Genomic DNA, 18,678 nt, shown 5'->3' with positions numbered 1-18,678 from the left:
CTAGCCGGTCAATTCCGACGCCCGCACCTGACGCGCCACGCGATCGAGCACGGAGTTCACGAAGGTCGGCTCGCCCTGGTCGTAGAAGGCATGCGCGATCTCGACATACTCGTTGATCGCGACCTTGGGCGGCACGTCGTGCCGATGCACGAGCTCATAGGTCCCCGCAAGCAGGATCGCGCGCACCAGGCGATCGACGCGTCCCCAGGTCCAGTCGCGGGCGAGCGCGGCGGAGACGGTCTGCTGCAGCTCCTCCTTGTGCCCGGCGGCGCCCTCGACGACGTCCTTGAAGAGGGGCCGGTCGGCATCGCGCCGCATGCCGCCTTCCCCTGCCTCCCCGATGCGCACCTTGAGGAACTGCTCGATGATGTCGCCGGGCGCGTCCTGTCCTTCCTGCCATTGGTACAAGGCCTGCACGGCGGCAAGCCGTGCCGCCTGGCGACGGCTCGGCGCACGCCCCGATCCCTGTTGCTCGCTCATGCGTTCCGCCAGCGGCGGCCGAGGGCCACCATGGCAAGGCAGGCATGGGCGGCATCGCCGCCCTTGTCGCCGCGGTCGGTGAAAGCCCGCGCACGCGCCTGCTCCATCGTGTCGACCGTCACGATGCCATAGCCGATGGCGAGCTTTTTCCGGACCGCCAGATCCATGAGACCACGGGCGCTCTCGCCGCAGACATAGTCGTAGTGCGTGGTCTCGCCGCGTACGACGCATCCCAAAGCCACGAAGCCGTCATAGCGATCGGCCGCAAGGGCGATGGCCCCGGGAATCTCGAACGCGCCAGGCACCACCACTCGCTCCGCGAGCGCGCCGTTCTTGGCGATCTCGCGCTCGGCCCCGGCCAACAGCGCATCGGCGATTTCAGCGTAGTAGCGCGATTCGACGATCAGGATGCGGGCACCCCTGACGCCGTCGATCGCGGGGCGCGCGGTCGGCGTTTCGGTTCGGGTCGACATGGCTCAGCGCGCCGCGCGGCCGGGAACGGGCCTTTGCCCGACGACCCTGAGGCCGAAGCCCTCGAGGCCGACGATGCTCTTCTTGGAGTTGGTGAGCAGGACCATGTCCTTCACGCCGAGATCGATCAGGATCTGGGCGCCGACGCCGTAGTCCCGCAGCTCACCGCCTGCCGGCGCGATCGGCTCGCCGGCCCGACGGCGCTGCTCGGACAGCACGACCGTGAGCGGCTCGCGAATGAGCACGATCACGCCGCGCCCCTCCTCGGCGATGGCCTTCATCGAGGCCTCGATCTCCCCACCGCGCCCGCCGCTGCGCTGGCCGAGCGTGTCGGTGAAGATGTTGACGGCGTGCATGCGCACCATCACCGGGCCACCGGTGGCCGGATCGCCCTTGACGAGCGCGATGTGCTGCGCCTTCGTCACCTTGTTGAGGTAGACGACGCAGCGGAAATCGCCGCCATAGATGCTGTCGAACATCGTGTCGCTGATGCGCTTCACGATCGAATCGTAGCGTCGGCGATAGGCGATGAGGTCGGCGATGGTGCCGATCTTCAGCCCGTGGCGCTGGGCGAAGCTGATGAGATCGTTGCGGCGCGCCATCGTGCCGTCGTCGTTCATGATCTCGCAGATCACGCCGGCGGGCGTGAGGCCGGCCAGCCGCGCCAGATCGACCGCCGCCTCGGTATGACCGGTGCGTTCGAGCGTGCCGCCGTCGCGGGCAACCAGGGGAAAGACATGCCCCGGCGTCACGATGTCCTGCGGACCGCACGACGGATCGATCGCGACCGCTACCGTACGCGCCCGATCGGCGGCGGAGATGCCGGTCGTCACCCCCTCGCGCGCCTCGATCGACGTCGTGAAGGCGGTCTGGTGGCGCGTGCCGTTGTTCTGCGACATCAGCGACAGGCCGAGCTGCTCCACCCGCTCGCGCGGCAGGGCGAGGCAGATCAGGCCGCGCGCGTGCTTGGCCATGAAATTGATCGCCTCGGGTGTCGCGAACTGCGCGGGGATGACGAGATCGCCTTCGTTCTCGCGATCCTCGTCGTCGACAAGGATGAACATCCGGCCCTTGCGGGCCTCTTCGATGATGTCCTCGGCGGCCGCCTTCACTTCGCCGAAGGTTATGCGCCAGGCATCCTTATCGAGCGCGTTCATGTCTTTTCGTGCTCCAACAGCCGCGCAACGTAACGCGCGAGCATATCCACCTCAAGGTTGACCCGCTGCCCGGCCTTCGCCTGGCCGAGGGTCGTCACGGCCTGGGTATGGGGAATGAGGTTCACCCCGAAGCGATTGCCGGTCACCTCGTTCACCGTCAGCGACACGCCGTCGACGGCCACCGACCCCTTGGCGGCGACGAAGCGGCCAAGCTCCCCGGGCGCCTCGAAGACAAACCGCAGGCTGCCGCCGTCGGGCTCGATCGATACCACCTTGCCGACGCCGTCGACATGGCCATAGACGAGATGGCCGCCGAGCTCGTCGCCGACCTTCAGCGACAGCTCGAGATTGACCCGGGTGCCCGGCTGCCAGTCCGCGAGATGGGTCCTGCCGAGCGTCTCGCCGGACGCCTCGACCGAGAAGTGGTCCGCCCCCTTCTCGACCACGGTCAGGCAGCAGCCGGAACAGGCGATCGACGCGCCGATGGCGACCGGCTTCAGGTCGTGCCGGGTGCGGACGACGAAGCGACGGTCCTCCGCCTTGCCGCCCGGCGTGACGGAGACGATCTCGCCGATATCGGAGACGATGCCTGTGAACATGGGCCCGTACTTAGGCGTCCCGTCGCCAGCTTTCCACCGTGTCCGTACCCACGACTCCGGCGGAAACCAGCGAGAACCGGGGCGCGAAATCCAAGGAACCGACGCCCAACGGGCCGACCGCAGAGCGGCTGTCGGCTCCCATGATCATACCGGCGCGGTAGTGTGTGATCCGATCGACGAGGCCTGCCTTCAGGAAGGCCGCCGCCACCTGGCCCCCGCCTTCGATCAATACCCGCGTCAGCCCTTCTTTACCCAAGGCCTGTGCCGCCGCAAGGGGGTCGACGCGTCCGTCCGCGGTAGGAGCAACACGAATCACCTTAACGCCCCGGTCGACCAGCCGCAATTCGCGATCCCGGTCGGCTTGGGCGCAAATCAGCCAGACCGGTCGGTCGCGGGCCGTCGTCGCCAGCCTGGATCCGAGCGGCAGACGTGCGTGTGAATCGAGGACGATGCGTATCGGCGAACGGTCGGCAAGGCCGGGCAGCCGGCACGTGAGCTCGGGATCGTCCATTGCGACCGTCTTGGCTCCGACGAGGACGGCGTCGTGAGTCGCTCGCAGCCGGTGGCCGGCGGCCCGCGCTTCAGGACCCGTGATCCATTTGCTCTCGCCGCTCGACGTCGCGATGGCGCCGTCAAGCGAGGTCGCGAGCTTCAGGTGGAACAGCGGCCGCCCGTCCTGCACGCGACGGAAGAAGCCGACGTTGATGTCCGCCGCCTCGGCCGCGCCCTCGCCGACCTCGACGGCAATGCCGGCAGCCCTGAGGCGCGCATGCCCCCGTCCCTTCACCCTGGGGTCGGGGTCCTCGGTGGCCGACACCACGCGCGCCACGCCGGCCGACACCAGGGCATCGGCACAGGGCGGTGTCCTGCCTTGATGCGCGCAGGGCTCGAGCGTGACATAGACGGTGGCGCCAGCGACCGGTTCGACGGCATTGGCCAGCGCATCGGCCTCGGCGTGCGGCCGGCCGCCCTCGCGCGTGCGGCCGCGAGCGACAATGCGGCCGTCGCGCACGATCACGCAGCCGACGGCGGGATTGGGCCAGGTGCGCCCCAGCGACCGGCGCGCCAGCGCGAGCGCCGCGCGCATCATGGTTCAGTCCTTGAGGTTGGTGTCGGCAAGGTCCGAAATGAATTCCTCGAAGTCCTTGGCCTCGCGGAAGTTGCGATAGACCGAGGCGAACCGCACATAGGCGACCGGATCGAGCGCACGCAGCGCATCCATCACCAGCTCGCCGATCTGGGCCGAGGGAATCTCGCTCTCGCCGGAGCTTTCGAGGCGGCGCACGATGCCGTTCACCACCCGCTCCACGCGCTCTGGATCGACGGGCCGCTTGCGGCAGGCCACCGAGATCGAGCGCGCGAGCTTGTCGCGATCGAACGCCACGCGCTGGCCGTTCTTCTTGACCACGGTCAGTTCGCGCAACTGCACGCGTTCGAAGGTGGTGAAGCGCGAGCCGCAGGAAGGGCAATACCGCCGGCGGCGGATCGCCGAATTGTCGTCGGTCGGTCGCGAGTCCTTAACCTGGGTGTCCTCGTGACCGCAAAATGGACAGCGCATCTCTCCCCCTCGTTTGTCTGCGGCGCGTCGTCAGTCGCGGTAGATCGGGAAGCGGGCGCAGAGGTCGCGCACCTTGCCGCGAACCTGCGCCTCGACCTGGGCATCGCCCTCGGGGCCGTTCTTCGCGACCCCGTCCAGTACGTCGGCAATCAAATGGCCAACCTGACGGAATTCGGCCACGCCGAAGCCGCGCGTCGTGCCGGCTGGCGATCCCAGTCGCACGCCCGAGGTGATCGTGTACTTCTCGGGGTCGCCCGGAATGCTGTTCTTGTTGACGGTGATGCCGGCGCGGTCGAGCACTTTCTCGGCGGTGACGCCTGTTGCTTTCTTCGGGCGCAGGTCGACCAGCATCACATGACTGTCGGTGCCGCCGGAGACGATCTCGAGGCCGCGTTCCGTGAGAGCCGAAGCCAGCGCGCGGGCATTGTCGACCGTCCGCTGGGCGTACAGCTTGAAGTCGGGCCGCAGCGCCTCCCCCAGGGCCACCGCCTTGGCGGCGATGATGTGCATCAGGGGCCCGCCCTGCAGGCCCGGGAACACCGCCGAGTTGATCTTCCTGCCGATCTCGGCATCGGTCGAGAGGATCAGGCCGCCGCGCGGCCCGCGCAGCGTCTTGTGCGTCGTCGTCGTCACGACATGGGCGTGAGGCAGCGGGCTGGGATAGACGCCGCCCGCGACCAGCCCGGCATAGTGTGCCATATCGACCATGAAGAAGGCGCCGATTTCGTCGGCGACCCTGCGGAAGCGTGCCCAGTCGATCTGCCGCGAATAGGCCGAGGCGCCGGCGATGATCAGCTTGGGCTTGTCGCGGCGCGCGATCTCCTCCATCTGCTCGTAGTCGATCAGATGCGTGTCGGGCTTCACGCCGTAGGAGAGCACCTTGAACCACTTGCCCGACTGGTTGGCGGGCGAGCCGTGCGTGAGATGGCCGCCCTGGTCGAGCGCCATGCCGAGGAACGTGTCGCCCGGCTTCAGCAGCGCCATGAAGACCGCCTGGTTGGCCTGCGCCCCCGAGTGCGGCTGCACGTTGGCGAAGGAGCAGTCGAAAAGCTTGCAGGCGCGGTCGATGGCGAGCTGCTCGGCCTTGTCGACCTCCTCGCAACCGCCGTAGTAGCGCCGGCCCGGATAGCCTTCGGCATATTTGTTCGTCAGCACCGAGCCGGCAGCTTCCAGGACGGCGCGCGACACGATGTTCTCCGATGCGATCAGCTCGATCTGCTCGCGCTGCCGATGCAGCTCGCCCTTGAGCACTTCGTCAATGGCCGGATCGGCCTCGGCGAGGCTTTGCGTGAACATCGACGGGATTGCATCCTGGGTCTTCGCAGCGGGCTGGCTCATTTGCACGGATCCTCCGAAAGCTTGGCGACGCGGCCGGCATGGCGGCCGCCGGCGAACGGGGTCGCGAGGAATACTTTCAGCGCCTCGCGGGCGATCTCGACGCCGATCAGCCGCTGGCCGAAAGCCACGACATTGGCGTCGTTGTGCTCACGCGACACGCGCGCCGAAGTGACATCGTGCGCGAGGGCAGCGCGCACGCTCGGGTTGCGATTTGCGGCAATCGAGATGCCGATCCCGCTGCCGCAGACCAGGACACCGCGCGCGGCGCGGCCGGAGGCGATGGTCTCCGCCATGGCATGACCGAAGTCGGGATAGTCGACCGACGCGGTGGAATGAGTCCCGAGGTCGAGCACGTCGTGACCCGCTTGCTGCAAGTCGCGCTTCAGAATCTCCTTCAGGTCGAAGCCGGCATGATCCGACGCGACGGCGATGGTGGCCCCGGCCATTCGACGTCAATTCCCCTCTAGCTGTTGAGTCCCCGATACCATATCCGGCGCAGCGATGTCACGATCCCCCCAAAATCGTGAGGTCCGCGCTACAAGACATTGATTCGACGACCAAAAAGGCCCGGCACAGCGGCCGGGCCTCGGGCTTCGAGCAGGATCGCGCCTACTTGACGGTCACGTAACGCTTGCCGTCCTTCCAGACATAGATGTCATAGACCGGATTCTTGATGTCGCCCTTCTGGTCGAAGGCGAGCGGTCCGACAGCGGAATCCCAGCTCTGGCTGCGCAACGCCGCCGCGACCGCCGCCGCTTCCGTCGTCTTCGCCTTGTTGGCGGCCTCGGCCCACACCTTCACGGCGGCATAGCTGAACAGGGTGTAGCCTTCGGGATTGTACTTGGCGTCGCGGAATTTCTTCACCAGGGCCGCGTTCTTCGGATCGTCCTCGGCCCTGGGCGGGAAGGACATCAGGACGCCGTTCGTCGCCGCGCCGCCCAGCTGGTAGAACTCCGCCGTCTCGAGAGAATCGAAGCCCATCATCTGGGTCGGCAATCCCTGCTCCTTCGACTGCTTGATGATCAGGGCCGCCGCCGTGTGGTAGCCGCCCAGCACGATCATGTTGATGCGGTCCCGCTTCATCTTGTTGATGAGCGCCGTGAAATCCTTGTCAGTGTCGTTGTAGGCCTCGTACATGACCTCGCGAAGGCCGCCCTGGTTCAAGGTCTTCTTGGTCTCGTCGGCCACGCCCTTGCCGTAGGGCGACTTGTCCTGGAGGATCGCGACGCGCGCATCCTTGTGATACTTCAGAATGTAGTTGCCGACCGTCTTGCCCTGCACGTCGTCGCGGCCGCAGGTGCGGAAGACCGTCGTGTTGCCCTTGGCGAAGGCGTCGTCCGTAAGCTTGGGATTGGTCGAGGCCGGCGAGATCTGCAGGATCTTGGCCTCATGGTAGATGGGCGCCGCCGGAATCGACGAGCCCGAGCAGAAGTGGCCCGCCACGAAGACGACCTTGTCGGACGCCATCTGGTTGGCGACCGCGGTCGCCTGCTTGGGGTCGCAGGCATCGTCGCCGATCTCGAGCTGCAGCTTCTGGCCATTCACGCCGCCCGCGGCATTGATCTCCTCCACCGCCATCTCGGCGCCGCGCTTCAATTGCTCGCCGAAGGCGGCATACTGGCCGGTCATCGGCCCCGCCGAGCCGATCTTGATCTGCGCGAACGCCGGGCCGCCCGCAAGGGCGACGGCCGCAACCGCCAGCGCCCCGAAAATCCTCCTCATGCCGACCTCCCTCGTTTGACCCCTCCACGACGTGGAGTGATGCCGCAAGCTTAGTGCCGCTCCTCCCAGCCCAGCAAGCCTTTGCGCCGACAAAGCCAGGGGTACTGCCGCACCATCTGGCGCGCTCGAGTCAGTCGATAGGCAAAGGCGGCGATCGCAAGCTGTACGGCCCAGCCCAGGGCGAAGCCGCCTAGCGACCACAACTCGCCGTCCGCCAGCGCATAGTCGAGAAAGCGCAGGCCAGCCGACAGCAGCGCGGTGTAGAGGAGGATGCGGTTCCACTGCCGCCAGGCGATGGCCACGGCGTGGCCGGCCGCGAACGATGCCGGTCCGACCAGCACGACGTTGAACAGGATCACGTTGAAGACCGTGTCGCCGAGCCAGTCGAAGCTCAGGGTGTCGAGCGGGCTCATGCCTGCCCGCCTTCGAGGTAGGCGGCGCGCACATCGGCATTGGCGAGCAGCTCGCTGCCGCGCCCGCTCAGCCTCACGCGGCCGTTGACCAGCACATAGCCGCGATCCGCCAGGCGCAGCGCATGATAGGCGTTCTGCTCGACCAGGAAGATCGTCACTCCCTCCTCGCGCGCGATGCGGCCGATGGCGTCGAAGATCTGCTGCACGATCAGCGGCGCGAGCCCGAGCGACGGCTCGTCGAGCAGCAGCAGCCGCGGCCGGCTCATGAGCGCGCGCGCGATCGCCAGCATCTGCTGCTCGCCGCCGGACAAGGTACCGCCGCGCTGCTCGCGCCGCTCGGCAAGCCGCGGGAACATGGCGAAGACGCGGTCGACGTCCTGCTGGAAATGCGCTGGATCGGCAATCGTCGCCCCCATCTGCAGGTTCTCGAACACGCTCATGCGCGGAAAGATCCGCCGCCCTTCGGGAACCTGCGCCACGCCGCGGCGGACGATCTCGTGCGTCGGCAGATGGCGGATCTCCGCGCCGTCCAGCCTGATCGAACCCGAGCGCGCGCGCGGATCGCCGCAGATCGTCATCAGCAGCGTCGACTTGCCGGCGCCGTTCGCACCGATCAGCGTCACCACCTCGCCGCGAGAGACATGGAGATCGACGCCGTGCAGCGCCTGGATGGCGCCGTAGAAGGTCGTGACGCCCGTCACCTCCAGGATGGGCAGCTCAGGCACCGGAACCGCCCTCGGCGTCGGCCGTCCCGAGATAGGCACGGATCACGGCCGGGTCGCGCCGCACGTCGGCCGGCGCGCCCTCCGCGATCTTGCGGCCGTAGTCGAGCACGACGACATGGTCGGAGATCCGCATCACCACGCTCATGTCGTGCTCGATCAGCAGGACGCCGATGCCGTCGCGGTCCCGGATCGAGACGAGCAGCTCGTTGAGCGCGGCCGACTCGCGCGGATTGAGGCCGGCCGCCGGCTCGTCGAGACAAAGCAGCCGCGGCTCGGTGCACATCGCCCGCGCGATCTCGAGGCGTCGCTGGGCGCCGTAGGGCAGCTCTCCTGCCGGCCGGTCCGCTTCCGCCACCAGCCCGATGCGCTCCAGCCAGCCGCGCGCCATCTCGATCGCGGCCGTCTCGGCCACACGGTAGCGCTTCAGCCCCAGGACGCCGAAGACGCTCATGCCCGATGCCCGCATCAGCTTGTTGTGCTGGGCGATCATCAGGTTCTCCAGCACGGTCATGCCGGCGAACAGCCGGATGTTCTGGAAGGTGCGGGCCACTCTCGCCTGCTGGCCGATCTCGTGCCCCAGCATGCGCTCCAGGAGATAGTCGCGATCGCCTCGCAGTGTGAGGCGGCCGACGGTCGGCTTGTAGAAGCCGGTGATGCAGTTGAACACGGTCGTCTTGCCGGCACCGTTGGGCCCGATGATCGCCGTGATCTCGCGCGGCCGGCCGCTGAACGAAACGTCGTCGACCGCCACCAGGCCGCCGAAGCGCATGGTGAGTCGTTCGACATCGATGAGCGGCAGGACGGTGGTCATCCGCCGCCTCCACCGGGCCGGGCATGCAGGCGCACGGAGGGCTCGCGGTGGGCGATCAGGCCGCGCGGCCGGAACACCATGATCAGCACCATCGCCAGCCCGAAGGCCAGCATGCGATAGGTGCCGAGGTCGCGGAACCACTCCGGCAGGCCGATCAGCAGCACCGCCGCCAGCACCACGCCGATCTGGCTGCCCATGCCGCCCAGCACGACGATGGAAAGAATGATCGCCGACTCGACGAAGACGAAGCTTTCCGGGCTGACGAAGCGCTGCTTGGCGGCAAAGAACGACCCGGCAAAGCCCGCGAACATGGCGCCGACGGCAAAGGCGGTGAGCTTGGTGTTGGTCGGATTGATGCCGAGCGCCCGGCAGGCGGTCTCGTCCTCGCGCAGCGCTTCCCAGGCGCGCCCGACAGGCAGCCGGCGCATGCGCAGGGCGAACAGATTGGTCACCAGCGCCAGCACCAGAATGATGTAGTAGAGGAAGACGAGCCGCTGCGTGGCAGCGAACGGCACGCCCATCATCTCGGCGAAGGTCCTGTGCCCGGGTGGCGCGGTTTCCGCGAACACGGCGCCGAAGAATGTCGGCCCGGGAATGCCGCCGATGCCGGCCGGTCCGTTGGTGAGATCGACCCAGTTGATCAGCACCAGGCGGATGATCTCGCCGAAGCCGAGCGTCACGATGGCGAGATAGTCGCCGCGCAGGCGCAGAACCGGAAAGCCCAGCAGCAGGCCGAAAGTCGCGGCCATCGCCCCCGCGATCGGCAGCACGGCCCAGAAGCTCAGCCCCCACTGCGTGCTGAGCAGGGCGTAGGAATAAGCTCCGACAGCGTAGAAGGCGACGTAACCGAGATCGAGGAGGCCGGCCAGCCCGACCACGATATTGAGGCCCCAGCCCAGCATGATGTAGGTGAGGATCAGGACCCCGAGGTCCATCGTCTTCTGGTCGGCGAAGGGCATGGCGGGCAGCGCGATCGCGGCCGCCAGCAGGATCCATGCGGCCCACCGCACGCCCGCCGCGCCGAGCACCCGGCCGCGCCGTGATTGCCTGGCCCGGTCGATCGCCCGACTGGCCGACGGCCACAGCGTGCGGCCGATCACCAGCAGGCCCGCCAGCCCCACGAACCAGTGCAGGAACGCCGACGGCAGCTCGACCGGCGCCGCGCCGATCGCGCCCAGCACGGCGCCGAGGACGAGCGCCGGCCAGCGTTCGCCTTCGGCCGCGAGCGAGAGGCCGAGGCGACCGACGAAGAGCGCGACGACGGCGACGGCGAGATCGACGAACTGGTAGTCGAAGCTGAGCCCCTTGGTCGAGCCGACGTCCACCGTACGGAAACCGACGATGAAGAGACCGAGCGCGGCGGCGACGAAGGCGGTGAGCGCCGCGTCCTTCAACAGGGCAGGCAGGCGGGATGCCGTCATCAGACCTTCTCGATCTCCGGCTTGCCGAGCAAGCCGCTCGGCCGGAAGATCAGCACCAGGACGAGGATGCCGAACACCGCGACGTCCTTGTACTCGCTCGAGAAGTAGCCTGCCCAGAAGACTTCGATCAGGCCGATCAGCAAGCCGCCCAGCATGGCGCCCGGCAGCGAGCCGATGCCGCCCAGCACTGCCGCGGTGAAGGCCTTGATGCCGGCGAGAAAGCCGATGAAGAAGTCGATCACGCCATAGTACATCAGGAAGAGCATGCCGGCGACCGCGGCCAGGGCCGCGCCTACCACGAAGGTCAGCGAGATCGTGCGGTCGACGTTGACGCCGAGCAGCGCTGCCATCTTCATGTCCTGCTCGCAGGCCCGCTGTTGGCGCCCCAAAGGCGTACGCGCGATCACCCAGGTGAAGGCGACCATCAGCACCACCGTCACCACCACGATGATGATCTGCAGCCAGGTCACGCGAACGTCGAAACCGTCGGCGCTGAAGAGATTGTAGCCGCCGGACACGATCTGCCCGCCGGGTTTGGGTCGCGCGCCCTGCGTGAGCTGGACGTAGTTCTGCAAGGTGATCGACATGCCGATCGCCGAGATCAGCGGCGCTAGGCGGAACGAGCCGCGCAACGGACGGTAGGCCAATCGCTCGACGGCCCATCCATAGACAGCCGTGAAGGCCATCGCCACCAGCAGCACGAGCAGGATCGCGACCGGAGCCGAGCCGATACCGAGCAACCCGCAGATGATGAAGCCGATCAAAGAAATGAAGGCACCGATCATGAAGATTTCGCCATGGGCGAAATTGATCATGCCGACGATGCCGTAGACCATCGTGTAGCCGATGGCGATGAGGCCGTAGACAGCGCCGAGCGTGATGGCGTTGATGAGCTGCTGCGAAAAATACGCCATACGCTTGCCTTCCCCCTCCTCTGCGCTCTACGACGCCTTGAGTTGGGCGGCAGTGTAACGCGGAGATTGCCCACAGGGAGGATGAAAATGGACGATCTCACGATGATCCGTGTGCAAATCGCGGACCACATCGCCCTCGTCACCATGGACAATCCCCCGGTCAACGCCCAGAACGCCGCCTTCCAGGACGAGATGATCCGCGCCTTCGACCGCCTGTCCGACATGGACGAGGTGCGCGTCGCCGTGCTCACCGGCAAGGGGAAGTGCTTTTGCGCCGGCGTCGACATCAAGGCCCGTGCGGGCCAGCAGCGCGGCCCGGGCGACGCCTGGCGCGGCATGCGCCTCGCCCGCGAGTGCTTTCACGCGATCATGGAATGCCGCAAGCCGGTGATCGCCGCCATCAACGGACCGGCGCTGGGCGCCGGCCTCGCCGTCGCGGCCTCCTGCGATATCCTGCTCGCCGGCGAAAGCGCCTCGCTCGGCCTGCCCGAGATCGATGTCGGCCTGATGGGCGGCGGGCGGCACGCCATGCGCCTGTTCGGCCATTCGCGCGCCCGCCGAATGATGCTGACGGGCTTTCGCGTTTCCGGCGCGGAGATGTATCGGCTGGGGGTCGTCGAAGCCTGCGTGCCGGACGACAAGCTGATGGAGGCCGCCATGGCGCTGGCGCGCGAGATCGCGGCCAAGAGCCCGATCGCCAGCGTGACCGCCAAGCATGCCCTCAACACGATCGAGGAGATGACGCTGCGCGACGGCTATCGCTTCGAGCAGAACATGACGGTGGCGCTGCAGGGTACCGACGATTCCAAGGAGGCGATGCGCGCCTTCGTCGAGAAGCGCAAGCCGGTTTTCAAGGGCCGCTGAGTGGCTATAGTCCGCCGGCAATGACCATTCCCGACTACGACCTGATCGTCATCGGCGCCGGGCCGGCCGGCCTCTCGGCGGCGGCAGAAGCCGCACGGGCCGGCCTCCGCACGCTCTGTCTCGACAAGCTGGCGCCCGGCGGCCAGCTCATCAATCTCGGCGAGTTGCAGGAGGTCGAGGACACCTGCGAGGGGCCCGACATGGCGGCGCGGCTGACCGACGAGGCGACGGTCGCCGGCGTCGAGATCGGCTTCGGCGAGGTCACCGCGCTCGCAGGCCCGGATCCTTGGACGGTCGAGACCGCGGAGGGCGAACGCCGCACCGCCCGCGCCGTCGTGATCGCGACCGGCCTCGACAAGGGGAAGCTCGGCGTGGCGAACGAAGCCGACTACGAAGGCCGGGGCCTCTCGCACTGCGCCCATTGCGACGGCCCGCTCTACGCCGGACTGCCGGTGGTGGTCGCCGGCGCCGAGGGCTGGGCGCGCTATGAAGCCGAGGAGCTGGCGGCTCTCGCGGGAAAGCTCACGATCGTCGATGCCAGCGCCGTCGCCGGCGCCCCCGGCATCCCGCGCATCAACGGCCGCATCGTGGCGCTCGATGGCAAGGGTGACGGCCTGCAGTCCGTCACGGTCGAAAGCGACAAGGGACGCGAGGTCCTGCCGGCCAGCGCCGTCTTCGTCTATGTCGGCCAGTCTCCCGCTGCGGAATTCGTGCCGGATTCCCTTGCACGCGACGCGGCGGGGCATATCGTGGCCGATGCCGACGGCAGGACTTCGGCGGCGACGGTGTTCGCCGTCGGCGACGTACGGGCCGGAACCCGCCGCCTGCTGGCCGACGCGATCGCCGACGGGCAGAGCGCCGGTCGCGCAGTGGTGGCCATTTTGAGGAAGAGTTGAGGAGGATCCTCGATGCGCATCTACAATCCCACTTTTGGCCTGGCCGCCGCAGGCGGCGAATCGATGGCCTTGAAGCCGGTCGACTGGAAGAGCGACGCGATCGCCCTCTTCTCCAATTCCAAGCCGAACGCGCGCGAGTTGCTGGACGGCATCCGCGCCAAGCTCGGCGCCTTCCGTCCGGTCGACAACATCAGCTTCGTCGCCAAGAACAGCGCGAGCCAGCCGGCGCCCAAGGATCTGATCGAGGAGGTCGCCGCCAAGTACCGGGGCGCCCTTCTCGCCATAGCGGATTGAGGAAGCTGCTCATCGTGGAGTTTCCACGACAGCATTGAACTTCAGAAGCGCGGTGTCACGGCCTACGTGATCGCCACCGAGACCTTCCGTCCGCTGGTGCTGGCCCAGGCCAAGGCCCGCAAGGTCGAGCCGCGGCTGATCGTCGTGAAGCACCCGATCGGCGGGCTGAACGCCCAGGAGCTGGCGGAGCGCATCGAGACGGCAACCAAGGGACTGGCCGAGGCCACCGGCACATGAAGGACATAACCGACCAGGAGATCATCGATATCGGCGACCTCGATATCGACGGCTTCAACGCCTTTGCCCTCGAGCAGGGCTGGAGCGATGGCATGCCGCTCTACCCGCCGACCGAGGCGAAGGTGGCAAAGTTCGTCGACATGGTGCGCGGCGACAATCGCCCCTTCGCGCCCGTCCCGCCCCGCCAGGTCGTGCCGACCCTGCAGGCACTCGCTGCCAACGCGGTGATGGCAGGCTGCAAGCCGGAATATTTCCCGGTCGTGACGGCGGCGCTGCGCGGCCTGCTCGACCCCGACTACAACCTGCACGGCACGCTGGCCACGACCCATTCCTGTGCGCCGATGGTCATGGTGAGCGGCCCGGCGCGCAAGGAGCTGGGGATCAACTGCGGTTCCAACTGCTTCGGCCAGGGCTGGCAGGCCAACGCCACGATCGGCCGGGCGGTCGGCCTCATCCTGCTGAACGTCGCCGGCGCCAAGCCGGGCGAGATGGATCGCTCGACCCAGGGCAATCCCGCCAAGTACACCTTCTGCTTCGGCGAGAACGAGGAGGAGAATCCCTGGACGCCCTACCACGTACGCCGCGGCTTCGCGCCGACCGACAGCGTGGTGACGGTCATGTCGGGCGAGGGCCCGCACAATCTCAACGATCACGGCAGCACGACCGGTGACGGTCTGCTCACCACCTTCGCTGGCGGGATGGCGACGCCCGGCGCCAACACGATCTATGGCAAGGGTCCTTGCGTCGTGATTATCGGGCCCGAGCATGCCGCGACCCTGGCCCGTGACGGCTACACGATCGAGAGCATCCAGGAAGAGCTCTTCAAGCGCTCGCGCGTGCACGCCTCACGGATCTCCAAGGAAAACCAGGAGACCTACATCAGCACCGGCCACAAGCCGGATGGCGACTGGTTTGCGATCGCGCGCTCGCCCCAGGACATCCACGTCACCGTGGCCGGCGGGCCGGGCAAGCACTCCGCCTTCATCCCGTCGTTCGGCGGCACCACCGTCGCGTCGGTCCGCATCACCCGATGAGCGACTGGTGCGGCTGGCCGGTCGTCGGCGAGACGACCGCCTGGGAGGCCGCGCAACAGATCCTGACCGAGGCCGAGCTGTCGGACGGCCTGCCGCTGGTGCCGCCGACGCAGCGGCGTCTCGAGGCCATGGTTGCGGGCGTCGCCCGCCGCACCGGATCGCGCGGCGCCATGCCGCCCCTGTTCGGCGAGATCACGCCCGAAGCGGTCGCCTATCAGTGCGTGATCGCCGGCTGCCGGCCACCCGAGCTGCCGGTTGTGCTTGCCGCCGCCGAGGCGACACTGGAGCCCGACTTCAACCTGCTGGGCATCGCCACCACGACCGGCACCGCCTGCGTGGCGCTGTGCATCCACGGCCCGATCGCGCGCCAGCTCGACATGAACGCCGGCACCAACTGCCTCGGTCCCGGCAACCGCGCCAACGCTAGCATCGGCCGTGCGCTCCAGCTCTGCATCCGCAACATCGGCGGCGCCCGGTCGGACACGGGCGACATGGCGACCATGGGCCAGCCGGGCAAGTACAGCTTCTGCTTCGCCGAGCGATCCGACGGCCCCTTCCCCACGCTCACCGCCCGCCATGGGCTTGGCCGCGATGCGAATGCCATCACCGTGATGGGTGTTTCGGGAACCGCCGAGGTGCTGCCCGGCGACGGCGAAGGGGCCACTCCCGAGGCGATCCTGTCCCCGATCGCGGCCGGCATGCGCGCCGCCATCGTGATGTCGGGCATGAGCCGCAAGAACCAGCGCGGCGAGCAAGTCTTCCTGCTGCCGCTCGAGATGGCGGAAAAGATCGCCCGCCACGACGGCTGGGACATCGCCCGCATCCAGCGCTGGATATTCGACGAAGGCGACGGCGTGGCGCGCTCGCCCGACGCCATCCATCCCATCGTCACCGGCGGCGCCGGCTACAAGATGACCTACCTGCCGATCTGGGGCGGCGGCTCGCAAACCGTCATGCGCGCTCTTTGATTTGGGACCGCGGGCTTCCAGCCCGCATCATGAGCGGGCTGGAAGCCCGCGGTCCGGAAGAGTCCGAGCCTTGAACACTACACCTTCTCGACCGGGCCGCCCTTCTCAGCCCAGTCCTTGAAGGCGCCGAGGTTGCGGACGTCGTGGTAGCCCAGTTCCTGCAGGGCCTTTCCGGCGAGCGCCGATCGGCCACCCGAGGCGCAGTAGACGATGACGGGCCGGTCGCGCCTGAAATCCGGATTGTGATAAGGCGAGTCGGGATCGGCCCGGAACTCCAGCATCCCGCGCGAGACGTGGACCGCGCCCGCGACCTTGCCGCTCGCCTGGAGTTCCGGCAGGTCGCGCACATCGACCACCAGCGCGTTCCTGTCCTTGATCAGGGCCATCGCCTGATCGCGATCGACCCGCGGCACCGATGCGTTGGCGTTTGCGAGCATGTCCTTGATCGACGTGGGCATGTCTTCCTCCACACAGAATGACCGAGCTTGCTCTACGGGCCGGCGACCTTCAAGGCACCTTCCAGCCGATCCATTCGCAGACGCCGCGACCCATCACCCAGTCGAGGTCCTCGCCCTTCAGCCACGGCATCTCCTCGGTGAACATGGTGACGCCCTGGCGGTAGCTGCAGGGCAATCGCGACCAGTCGGTGCCCCAGAAGGTGCGCTGCGGGCCGAACGCATCGAACACGCGCCTGACGTGGGGATGCACGGACCCGAAGGGGTAGGTCTTGTCGTCGGCGTAGCACGGCATGGCCGAGACCTTGGCGGCGACATTCGGTCGTTTGGCCAGCGCCAGGACCTTGTCGAGCGTCGCGAAGTTGGTCGCCTCGGTGACAGCCTTCCCGCTCTTCAGGCCGAGATGGTCGAGGACGAGCCGCAGGCCTGGATAGCGTTCGGCGATCCGGTCGGCGAGATGCATGTATTCGTGATGGAACAGCACCATGGCTGGAAGGCCGGCTTTCTCCATCTCGCCCCAGACCCAGTCGAAGCGCCCGTCGAGCAGCGGCTGGCGCAGGATGTCCGTATGGAAGGTGAAGCGCATGCCGAGCATGCCGGGCTGCTTCTTCCAATCGGCGATCCGGTCGCGAGCACCCGGCGCGTCGGGATCGAAGCGGCCCATCACGGCGAAGCGATCGGGATGGCTGCAGGCTGCCTCGATCGCGAGATCGTTGCGGTCGCCTTCCCAGGAGGGCGGCACGATCACGACGCGATCGACGCCGGCCTTGTCCATCTCGGCCAGCAGCTCGTCCTTACCGAGCGGTGCGCGATGCGGCTCGGCGCGCGCCGGCCACGGCCGTTCGGGCGAATTGGCCGCCCAGATATGAACCTGCGCATCGACGATCAGCATGGGCGCGTCCTCGACTTCATTTCGAAGGTGGCCGGCGGTCGCGCCACGGCCGCGCCTGCTCGAGCTGGCCGGCCAGCGAATACAGCGTCTCCTCGGCGCCGTAGCGTGCGACGAAGTGCAGGCCGACGGGCAGTCCGTCGTCGGTCCATTCCAGTGGCATCGACATGGCCGGGACGCCCGCTGCATTGCAGACCGCCGTGAACGTCGTCATGGGCGCGACCGCCTGCTCGAACTGCTCGGCGGTCCCGTCCGTGCGCACGGCGCCCAGCGGCAGATGCGTGAGGGCGAGCGTCGTGGACAGCAGCACGTCGTATCGCTCGAAGAAGGCGCCGAGCTGCCGTCCCGTGCGATGGAAGGTCTGCACGGCGCGAATGTACGCATCGGCGGTCACCTCACGTCCGCGCTCGGCGCAGATGCGCGTCACCGGCTCGAGATCGTCGGGTCCGGGTTTGCGACCGTTGGCTCGGAGCTGGATGTTGGTCCAGGTGTTGGCGCACATCACGCGCCAGAACGCCTCGCCCAGCGCCTCCATGTCGTAGCTCGGAGAGGCTTCCTCGACCTGGTGACCGAGACCTTCGAGGAGCGTGGCGGTGCGCTCGATGGCGCGAACGAGGACAGGTTCGAGCACCGGGCCGCCGACCGGCCGGCGCATGAAAGCAACACGCAACCGGCCAGGCGGTCGCGAGGCCGCCTCCAGGAAGGTTCCAGCCGGCAGCGGTGCGCCATAAGGATCGCCAGGCTCGCTGCCTGCCACCGCATCGAGCAGCGCGGCGCTGTCGCGCACCGAGACCGACACGCAATGCTGCGCCCCGGCGCCGGCCAGCGTCTCGCCGATCGGAGCGAGGCTGACGCGGCCGCGCGATGGCTTCAGTCCGAACAGACCGCACAGGCTCGCCGGTATGCGGATCGAACCGCCGCCATCCGTCGCATGCGCCATGGGAAGGATGCGCGCCGCAACCATCGCAGCGGAACCGCCGGACGAGCCGCCGGGCGACAGATCGAGCCGCCACGGATTGCGCGTCGCGCCCCCGAAGGCGGGCTCGGTCGTCGGCGCGATCCCGAACTCGCTGGTGTTGGTGCGGCCGACGATCACCAGCCCGGCACGCCGCATGCGCGCCACGGCCGCGCTGTCGGCGGCGGCGATCGGTCCGTGGGCGAAGAACCGCGAGCCCGCCGTCGTCGGCGTGCCGGCACACTCCGCCATGAGCTGCTTCACCAGATAGGGAATGCCCTGGAATGGTCCCTCGCCCGCAGCGATGGATCGCTCCAGCAGCTCGCCTTCGTAGATGTCGGTGACGGCGTTGAGCCGGGTGTTGGTGGTGCGCAGGGAGCGCAGCGTCGCATCGAGCAGCTCCCGGGTGTCGAGCTTGCGCGCCTTGATCAGCCCGGCGACCGCGAGCGCGTCATGCGTTGCGAAGAGATCGTCCAC

General features: G+C 67.8%; 23 protein-coding genes. 6 read left to right on the top strand and 17 right to left on the bottom strand.

All coding sequences use genetic code 11. The features are described from left to right. The 14 genes from nusB to OJF58_RS22815 all read right to left on the bottom strand — a co-directional run bounded on the left by nusB (nucleotide 1) and on the right by OJF58_RS22815 (nucleotide 11,609). Nucleotides 1-480 carry a transcription antitermination factor NusB gene (nusB, locus tag OJF58_RS22880; protein ID WP_300780146.1) on the bottom strand — a complete coding sequence of 160 codons (480 nt, stop codon included), beginning with the start codon at nucleotides 478-480 and terminating at the stop codon, nucleotides 1-3. Then, complete coding sequence (gene ribH, locus OJF58_RS22875) at nucleotides 477-953, bottom strand: 6,7-dimethyl-8-ribityllumazine synthase (protein WP_300780145.1); 477 nt, start codon at nucleotides 951-953, stop codon at nucleotides 477-479. Before ribH ends, nusB begins: the two co-directional genes overlap by 4 nt. A gap of 3 nt (nucleotides 954-956) precedes the next feature. After that, on the bottom strand, nucleotides 957-2,108 hold the full coding sequence (ribB, locus tag OJF58_RS22870) for a 3,4-dihydroxy-2-butanone-4-phosphate synthase (protein WP_300780143.1): 1,152 nt from the start codon (nucleotides 2,106-2,108) through the stop codon (nucleotides 957-959). Next, nucleotides 2,105-2,707, bottom strand: coding sequence for a riboflavin synthase (locus OJF58_RS22865; RefSeq protein ID WP_300780142.1), 603 nt, complete (start codon nucleotides 2,705-2,707; stop codon nucleotides 2,105-2,107). The genes ribB and OJF58_RS22865 overlap by 4 nt, the downstream gene beginning before the upstream one ends. A 10-nt stretch (nucleotides 2,708-2,717) precedes the next feature. After that, nucleotides 2,718-3,797, bottom strand: a complete 1,080-nt coding sequence (ribD, locus tag OJF58_RS22860; RefSeq protein ID WP_300780140.1) for a bifunctional diaminohydroxyphosphoribosylaminopyrimidine deaminase/5-amino-6-(5-phosphoribosylamino)uracil reductase RibD — start codon at nucleotides 3,795-3,797, stop codon at nucleotides 2,718-2,720. A 3-nt stretch (nucleotides 3,798-3,800) separates the two neighbouring features. Further along, nucleotides 3,801-4,265, bottom strand: a complete 465-nt coding sequence (gene nrdR / locus OJF58_RS22855; RefSeq protein WP_300780138.1) for a transcriptional regulator NrdR — start codon at nucleotides 4,263-4,265, stop codon at nucleotides 3,801-3,803. 30 nt (nucleotides 4,266-4,295) lie between these two features. After that, the gene (gene glyA, locus OJF58_RS22850) at nucleotides 4,296-5,603 is read right to left on the bottom strand and encodes a serine hydroxymethyltransferase (RefSeq protein WP_300780137.1); all 1,308 of its coding nucleotides are present in this window, start codon (nucleotides 5,601-5,603) and stop codon (nucleotides 4,296-4,298) included. Beyond that, on the bottom strand, nucleotides 5,600-6,049 hold the full coding sequence (gene rpiB, locus OJF58_RS22845) for a ribose 5-phosphate isomerase B (protein WP_300780136.1): 450 nt from the start codon (nucleotides 6,047-6,049) through the stop codon (nucleotides 5,600-5,602). The genes glyA and rpiB overlap by 4 nt, the downstream gene beginning before the upstream one ends. A 163-nt stretch (nucleotides 6,050-6,212) precedes the next feature. Then, nucleotides 6,213-7,325 (bottom strand): branched-chain amino acid ABC transporter substrate-binding protein, encoded by a 1,113-nt coding sequence (locus OJF58_RS22840; RefSeq protein ID WP_300780134.1) that lies wholly within the window; start codon nucleotides 7,323-7,325, stop codon nucleotides 6,213-6,215. Between the two features lie 50 nt (nucleotides 7,326-7,375). Further along, complete coding sequence (locus OJF58_RS22835; RefSeq protein ID WP_300780133.1) at nucleotides 7,376-7,738, bottom strand: DUF6867 family protein; 363 nt, start codon at nucleotides 7,736-7,738, stop codon at nucleotides 7,376-7,378. Further along, nucleotides 7,735-8,463 (bottom strand): ABC transporter ATP-binding protein, encoded by a 729-nt coding sequence (locus tag OJF58_RS22830; protein WP_300780132.1) that lies wholly within the window; start codon nucleotides 8,461-8,463, stop codon nucleotides 7,735-7,737. Before OJF58_RS22830 ends, OJF58_RS22835 begins: the two co-directional genes overlap by 4 nt. Then, nucleotides 8,456-9,274 carry an ABC transporter ATP-binding protein gene (locus OJF58_RS22825; RefSeq protein ID WP_300780131.1) on the bottom strand — a complete coding sequence of 273 codons (819 nt, stop codon included), beginning with the start codon at nucleotides 9,272-9,274 and terminating at the stop codon, nucleotides 8,456-8,458. The genes OJF58_RS22830 and OJF58_RS22825 overlap by 8 nt, the downstream gene beginning before the upstream one ends. Continuing rightward, entirely contained in the window at nucleotides 9,271-10,695 is a 1,425-nt protein-coding gene (gene livM / locus OJF58_RS22820) for a high-affinity branched-chain amino acid ABC transporter permease LivM (protein WP_300780130.1), read from the bottom strand. The genes OJF58_RS22825 and livM overlap by 4 nt, the downstream gene beginning before the upstream one ends. Further along, nucleotides 10,695-11,609, bottom strand: coding sequence for a branched-chain amino acid ABC transporter permease LivH (locus OJF58_RS22815; RefSeq protein ID WP_300780129.1), 915 nt, complete (start codon nucleotides 11,607-11,609; stop codon nucleotides 10,695-10,697). Before OJF58_RS22815 ends, livM begins: the two co-directional genes overlap by 1 nt. A gap of 87 nt (nucleotides 11,610-11,696) precedes the next feature. Here OJF58_RS22815 and OJF58_RS22810 point away from each other — a divergent pair, with 87 nt between their 5' ends. The 6 genes from OJF58_RS22810 (at nucleotide 11,697) to OJF58_RS22785 (ending at nucleotide 15,902) form a co-directional block, all read left to right on the top strand. Beyond that, the gene (locus OJF58_RS22810; RefSeq protein ID WP_300780127.1) at nucleotides 11,697-12,473 is read left to right on the top strand and encodes an enoyl-CoA hydratase/isomerase family protein; all 777 of its coding nucleotides are present in this window, start codon (nucleotides 11,697-11,699) and stop codon (nucleotides 12,471-12,473) included. Nucleotides 12,474-12,493: 20 nt separating this feature from the next. Continuing rightward, the gene (locus OJF58_RS22805; protein ID WP_300780126.1) at nucleotides 12,494-13,369 is read left to right on the top strand and encodes an NAD(P)/FAD-dependent oxidoreductase; all 876 of its coding nucleotides are present in this window, start codon (nucleotides 12,494-12,496) and stop codon (nucleotides 13,367-13,369) included. 12 nt (nucleotides 13,370-13,381) lie between these two features. Then, nucleotides 13,382-13,663, top strand: a complete 282-nt coding sequence (locus tag OJF58_RS22800; RefSeq protein WP_300780124.1) for a hypothetical protein — start codon at nucleotides 13,382-13,384, stop codon at nucleotides 13,661-13,663. Nucleotides 13,664-13,729: 66 nt separating this feature from the next. Beyond that, a complete protein-coding gene (locus OJF58_RS22795; protein WP_300780123.1) occupies nucleotides 13,730-13,900 on the top strand; it encodes a hypothetical protein in 171 nt (56 codons plus the stop codon). Beyond that, nucleotides 13,897-14,934 (top strand): hypothetical protein, encoded by a 1,038-nt coding sequence (locus OJF58_RS22790; protein WP_300780122.1) that lies wholly within the window; start codon nucleotides 13,897-13,899, stop codon nucleotides 14,932-14,934. Before OJF58_RS22795 ends, OJF58_RS22790 begins: the two co-directional genes overlap by 4 nt. Continuing rightward, nucleotides 14,931-15,902: a hypothetical protein gene (locus OJF58_RS22785; RefSeq protein ID WP_300780121.1), complete on the top strand. Its 972-nt coding sequence runs from the start codon at nucleotides 14,931-14,933 to the stop codon at nucleotides 15,900-15,902. The genes OJF58_RS22790 and OJF58_RS22785 overlap by 4 nt, the downstream gene beginning before the upstream one ends. 77 nt (nucleotides 15,903-15,979) lie before the next feature. Here the strand turns inward: OJF58_RS22785 and OJF58_RS22780 are convergent, their stop codons facing one another. From OJF58_RS22780 to OJF58_RS22770, 3 genes are read right to left on the bottom strand one after another with little or no spacing between them, the layout of a single operon-like run. Beyond that, nucleotides 15,980-16,360, bottom strand: a complete 381-nt coding sequence (locus OJF58_RS22780; RefSeq protein ID WP_300780120.1) for a rhodanese-like domain-containing protein — start codon at nucleotides 16,358-16,360, stop codon at nucleotides 15,980-15,982. A gap of 49 nt (nucleotides 16,361-16,409) precedes the next feature. Beyond that, a complete protein-coding gene (locus OJF58_RS22775; protein WP_300780118.1) occupies nucleotides 16,410-17,249 on the bottom strand; it encodes an amidohydrolase family protein in 840 nt (279 codons plus the stop codon). A 16-nt stretch (nucleotides 17,250-17,265) separates the two neighbouring features. Then, nucleotides 17,266-18,678: an amidase gene (locus OJF58_RS22770; protein ID WP_300780116.1), complete on the bottom strand. Its 1,413-nt coding sequence runs from the start codon at nucleotides 18,676-18,678 to the stop codon at nucleotides 17,266-17,268.

The organism is Enhydrobacter sp., assembly GCF_030246845.1.
Classification (GTDB): domain Bacteria; phylum Pseudomonadota; class Alphaproteobacteria; order Reyranellales; family Reyranellaceae; genus Reyranella.
This window is presented reverse-complemented; position numbering and strand designations above follow the sequence as displayed.

Excerpts from the sequence above, each read along its gene's own strand:
- nusB (WP_300780146.1), bottom strand. The coding sequence starts at position 480 with ATGAGCGAGCAACAGGGATCGGGGCGTGCGCCGAGCCGTCGCCAGGCG.
- ribH (WP_300780145.1), bottom strand. The coding sequence starts at position 953 with ATGTCGACCCGAACCGAAACGCCGACCGCGCGCCCCGCGATCGACGGC.
- ribB (WP_300780143.1), bottom strand. The coding sequence starts at position 2,108 with ATGAACGCGCTCGATAAGGATGCCTGGCGCATAACCTTCGGCGAAGTG.
- OJF58_RS22865 (WP_300780142.1), bottom strand. The coding sequence starts at position 2,707 with ATGTTCACAGGCATCGTCTCCGATATCGGCGAGATCGTCTCCGTCACG.
- ribD (WP_300780140.1), bottom strand. The coding sequence starts at position 3,797 with ATGATGCGCGCGGCGCTCGCGCTGGCGCGCCGGTCGCTGGGGCGCACC.
- nrdR (WP_300780138.1), bottom strand. The coding sequence starts at position 4,265 with ATGCGCTGTCCATTTTGCGGTCACGAGGACACCCAGGTTAAGGACTCG.
- glyA (WP_300780137.1), bottom strand. The coding sequence starts at position 5,603 with ATGAGCCAGCCCGCTGCGAAGACCCAGGATGCAATCCCGTCGATGTTC.
- rpiB (WP_300780136.1), bottom strand. The coding sequence starts at position 6,049 with ATGGCCGGGGCCACCATCGCCGTCGCGTCGGATCATGCCGGCTTCGAC.
- OJF58_RS22840 (WP_300780134.1), bottom strand. The coding sequence starts at position 7,325 with ATGAGGAGGATTTTCGGGGCGCTGGCGGTTGCGGCCGTCGCCCTTGCG.
- OJF58_RS22835 (WP_300780133.1), bottom strand. The coding sequence starts at position 7,738 with ATGAGCCCGCTCGACACCCTGAGCTTCGACTGGCTCGGCGACACGGTC.
- OJF58_RS22825 (WP_300780131.1), bottom strand. The coding sequence starts at position 9,274 with ATGACCACCGTCCTGCCGCTCATCGATGTCGAACGACTCACCATGCGC.
- livM (WP_300780130.1), bottom strand. The coding sequence starts at position 10,695 with ATGACGGCATCCCGCCTGCCTGCCCTGTTGAAGGACGCGGCGCTCACC.
- OJF58_RS22815 (WP_300780129.1), bottom strand. The coding sequence starts at position 11,609 with ATGGCGTATTTTTCGCAGCAGCTCATCAACGCCATCACGCTCGGCGCT.
- OJF58_RS22810 (WP_300780127.1), top strand. The coding sequence starts at position 11,697 with ATGGACGATCTCACGATGATCCGTGTGCAAATCGCGGACCACATCGCC.
- OJF58_RS22805 (WP_300780126.1), top strand. The coding sequence starts at position 12,494 with ATGACCATTCCCGACTACGACCTGATCGTCATCGGCGCCGGGCCGGCC.
- OJF58_RS22800 (WP_300780124.1), top strand. The coding sequence starts at position 13,382 with ATGCGCATCTACAATCCCACTTTTGGCCTGGCCGCCGCAGGCGGCGAA.
- OJF58_RS22790 (WP_300780122.1), top strand. The coding sequence starts at position 13,897 with ATGAAGGACATAACCGACCAGGAGATCATCGATATCGGCGACCTCGAT.
- OJF58_RS22785 (WP_300780121.1), top strand. The coding sequence starts at position 14,931 with ATGAGCGACTGGTGCGGCTGGCCGGTCGTCGGCGAGACGACCGCCTGG.
- OJF58_RS22780 (WP_300780120.1), bottom strand. The coding sequence starts at position 16,360 with ATGCCCACGTCGATCAAGGACATGCTCGCAAACGCCAACGCATCGGTG.
- OJF58_RS22775 (WP_300780118.1), bottom strand. The coding sequence starts at position 17,249 with ATGCTGATCGTCGATGCGCAGGTTCATATCTGGGCGGCCAATTCGCCC.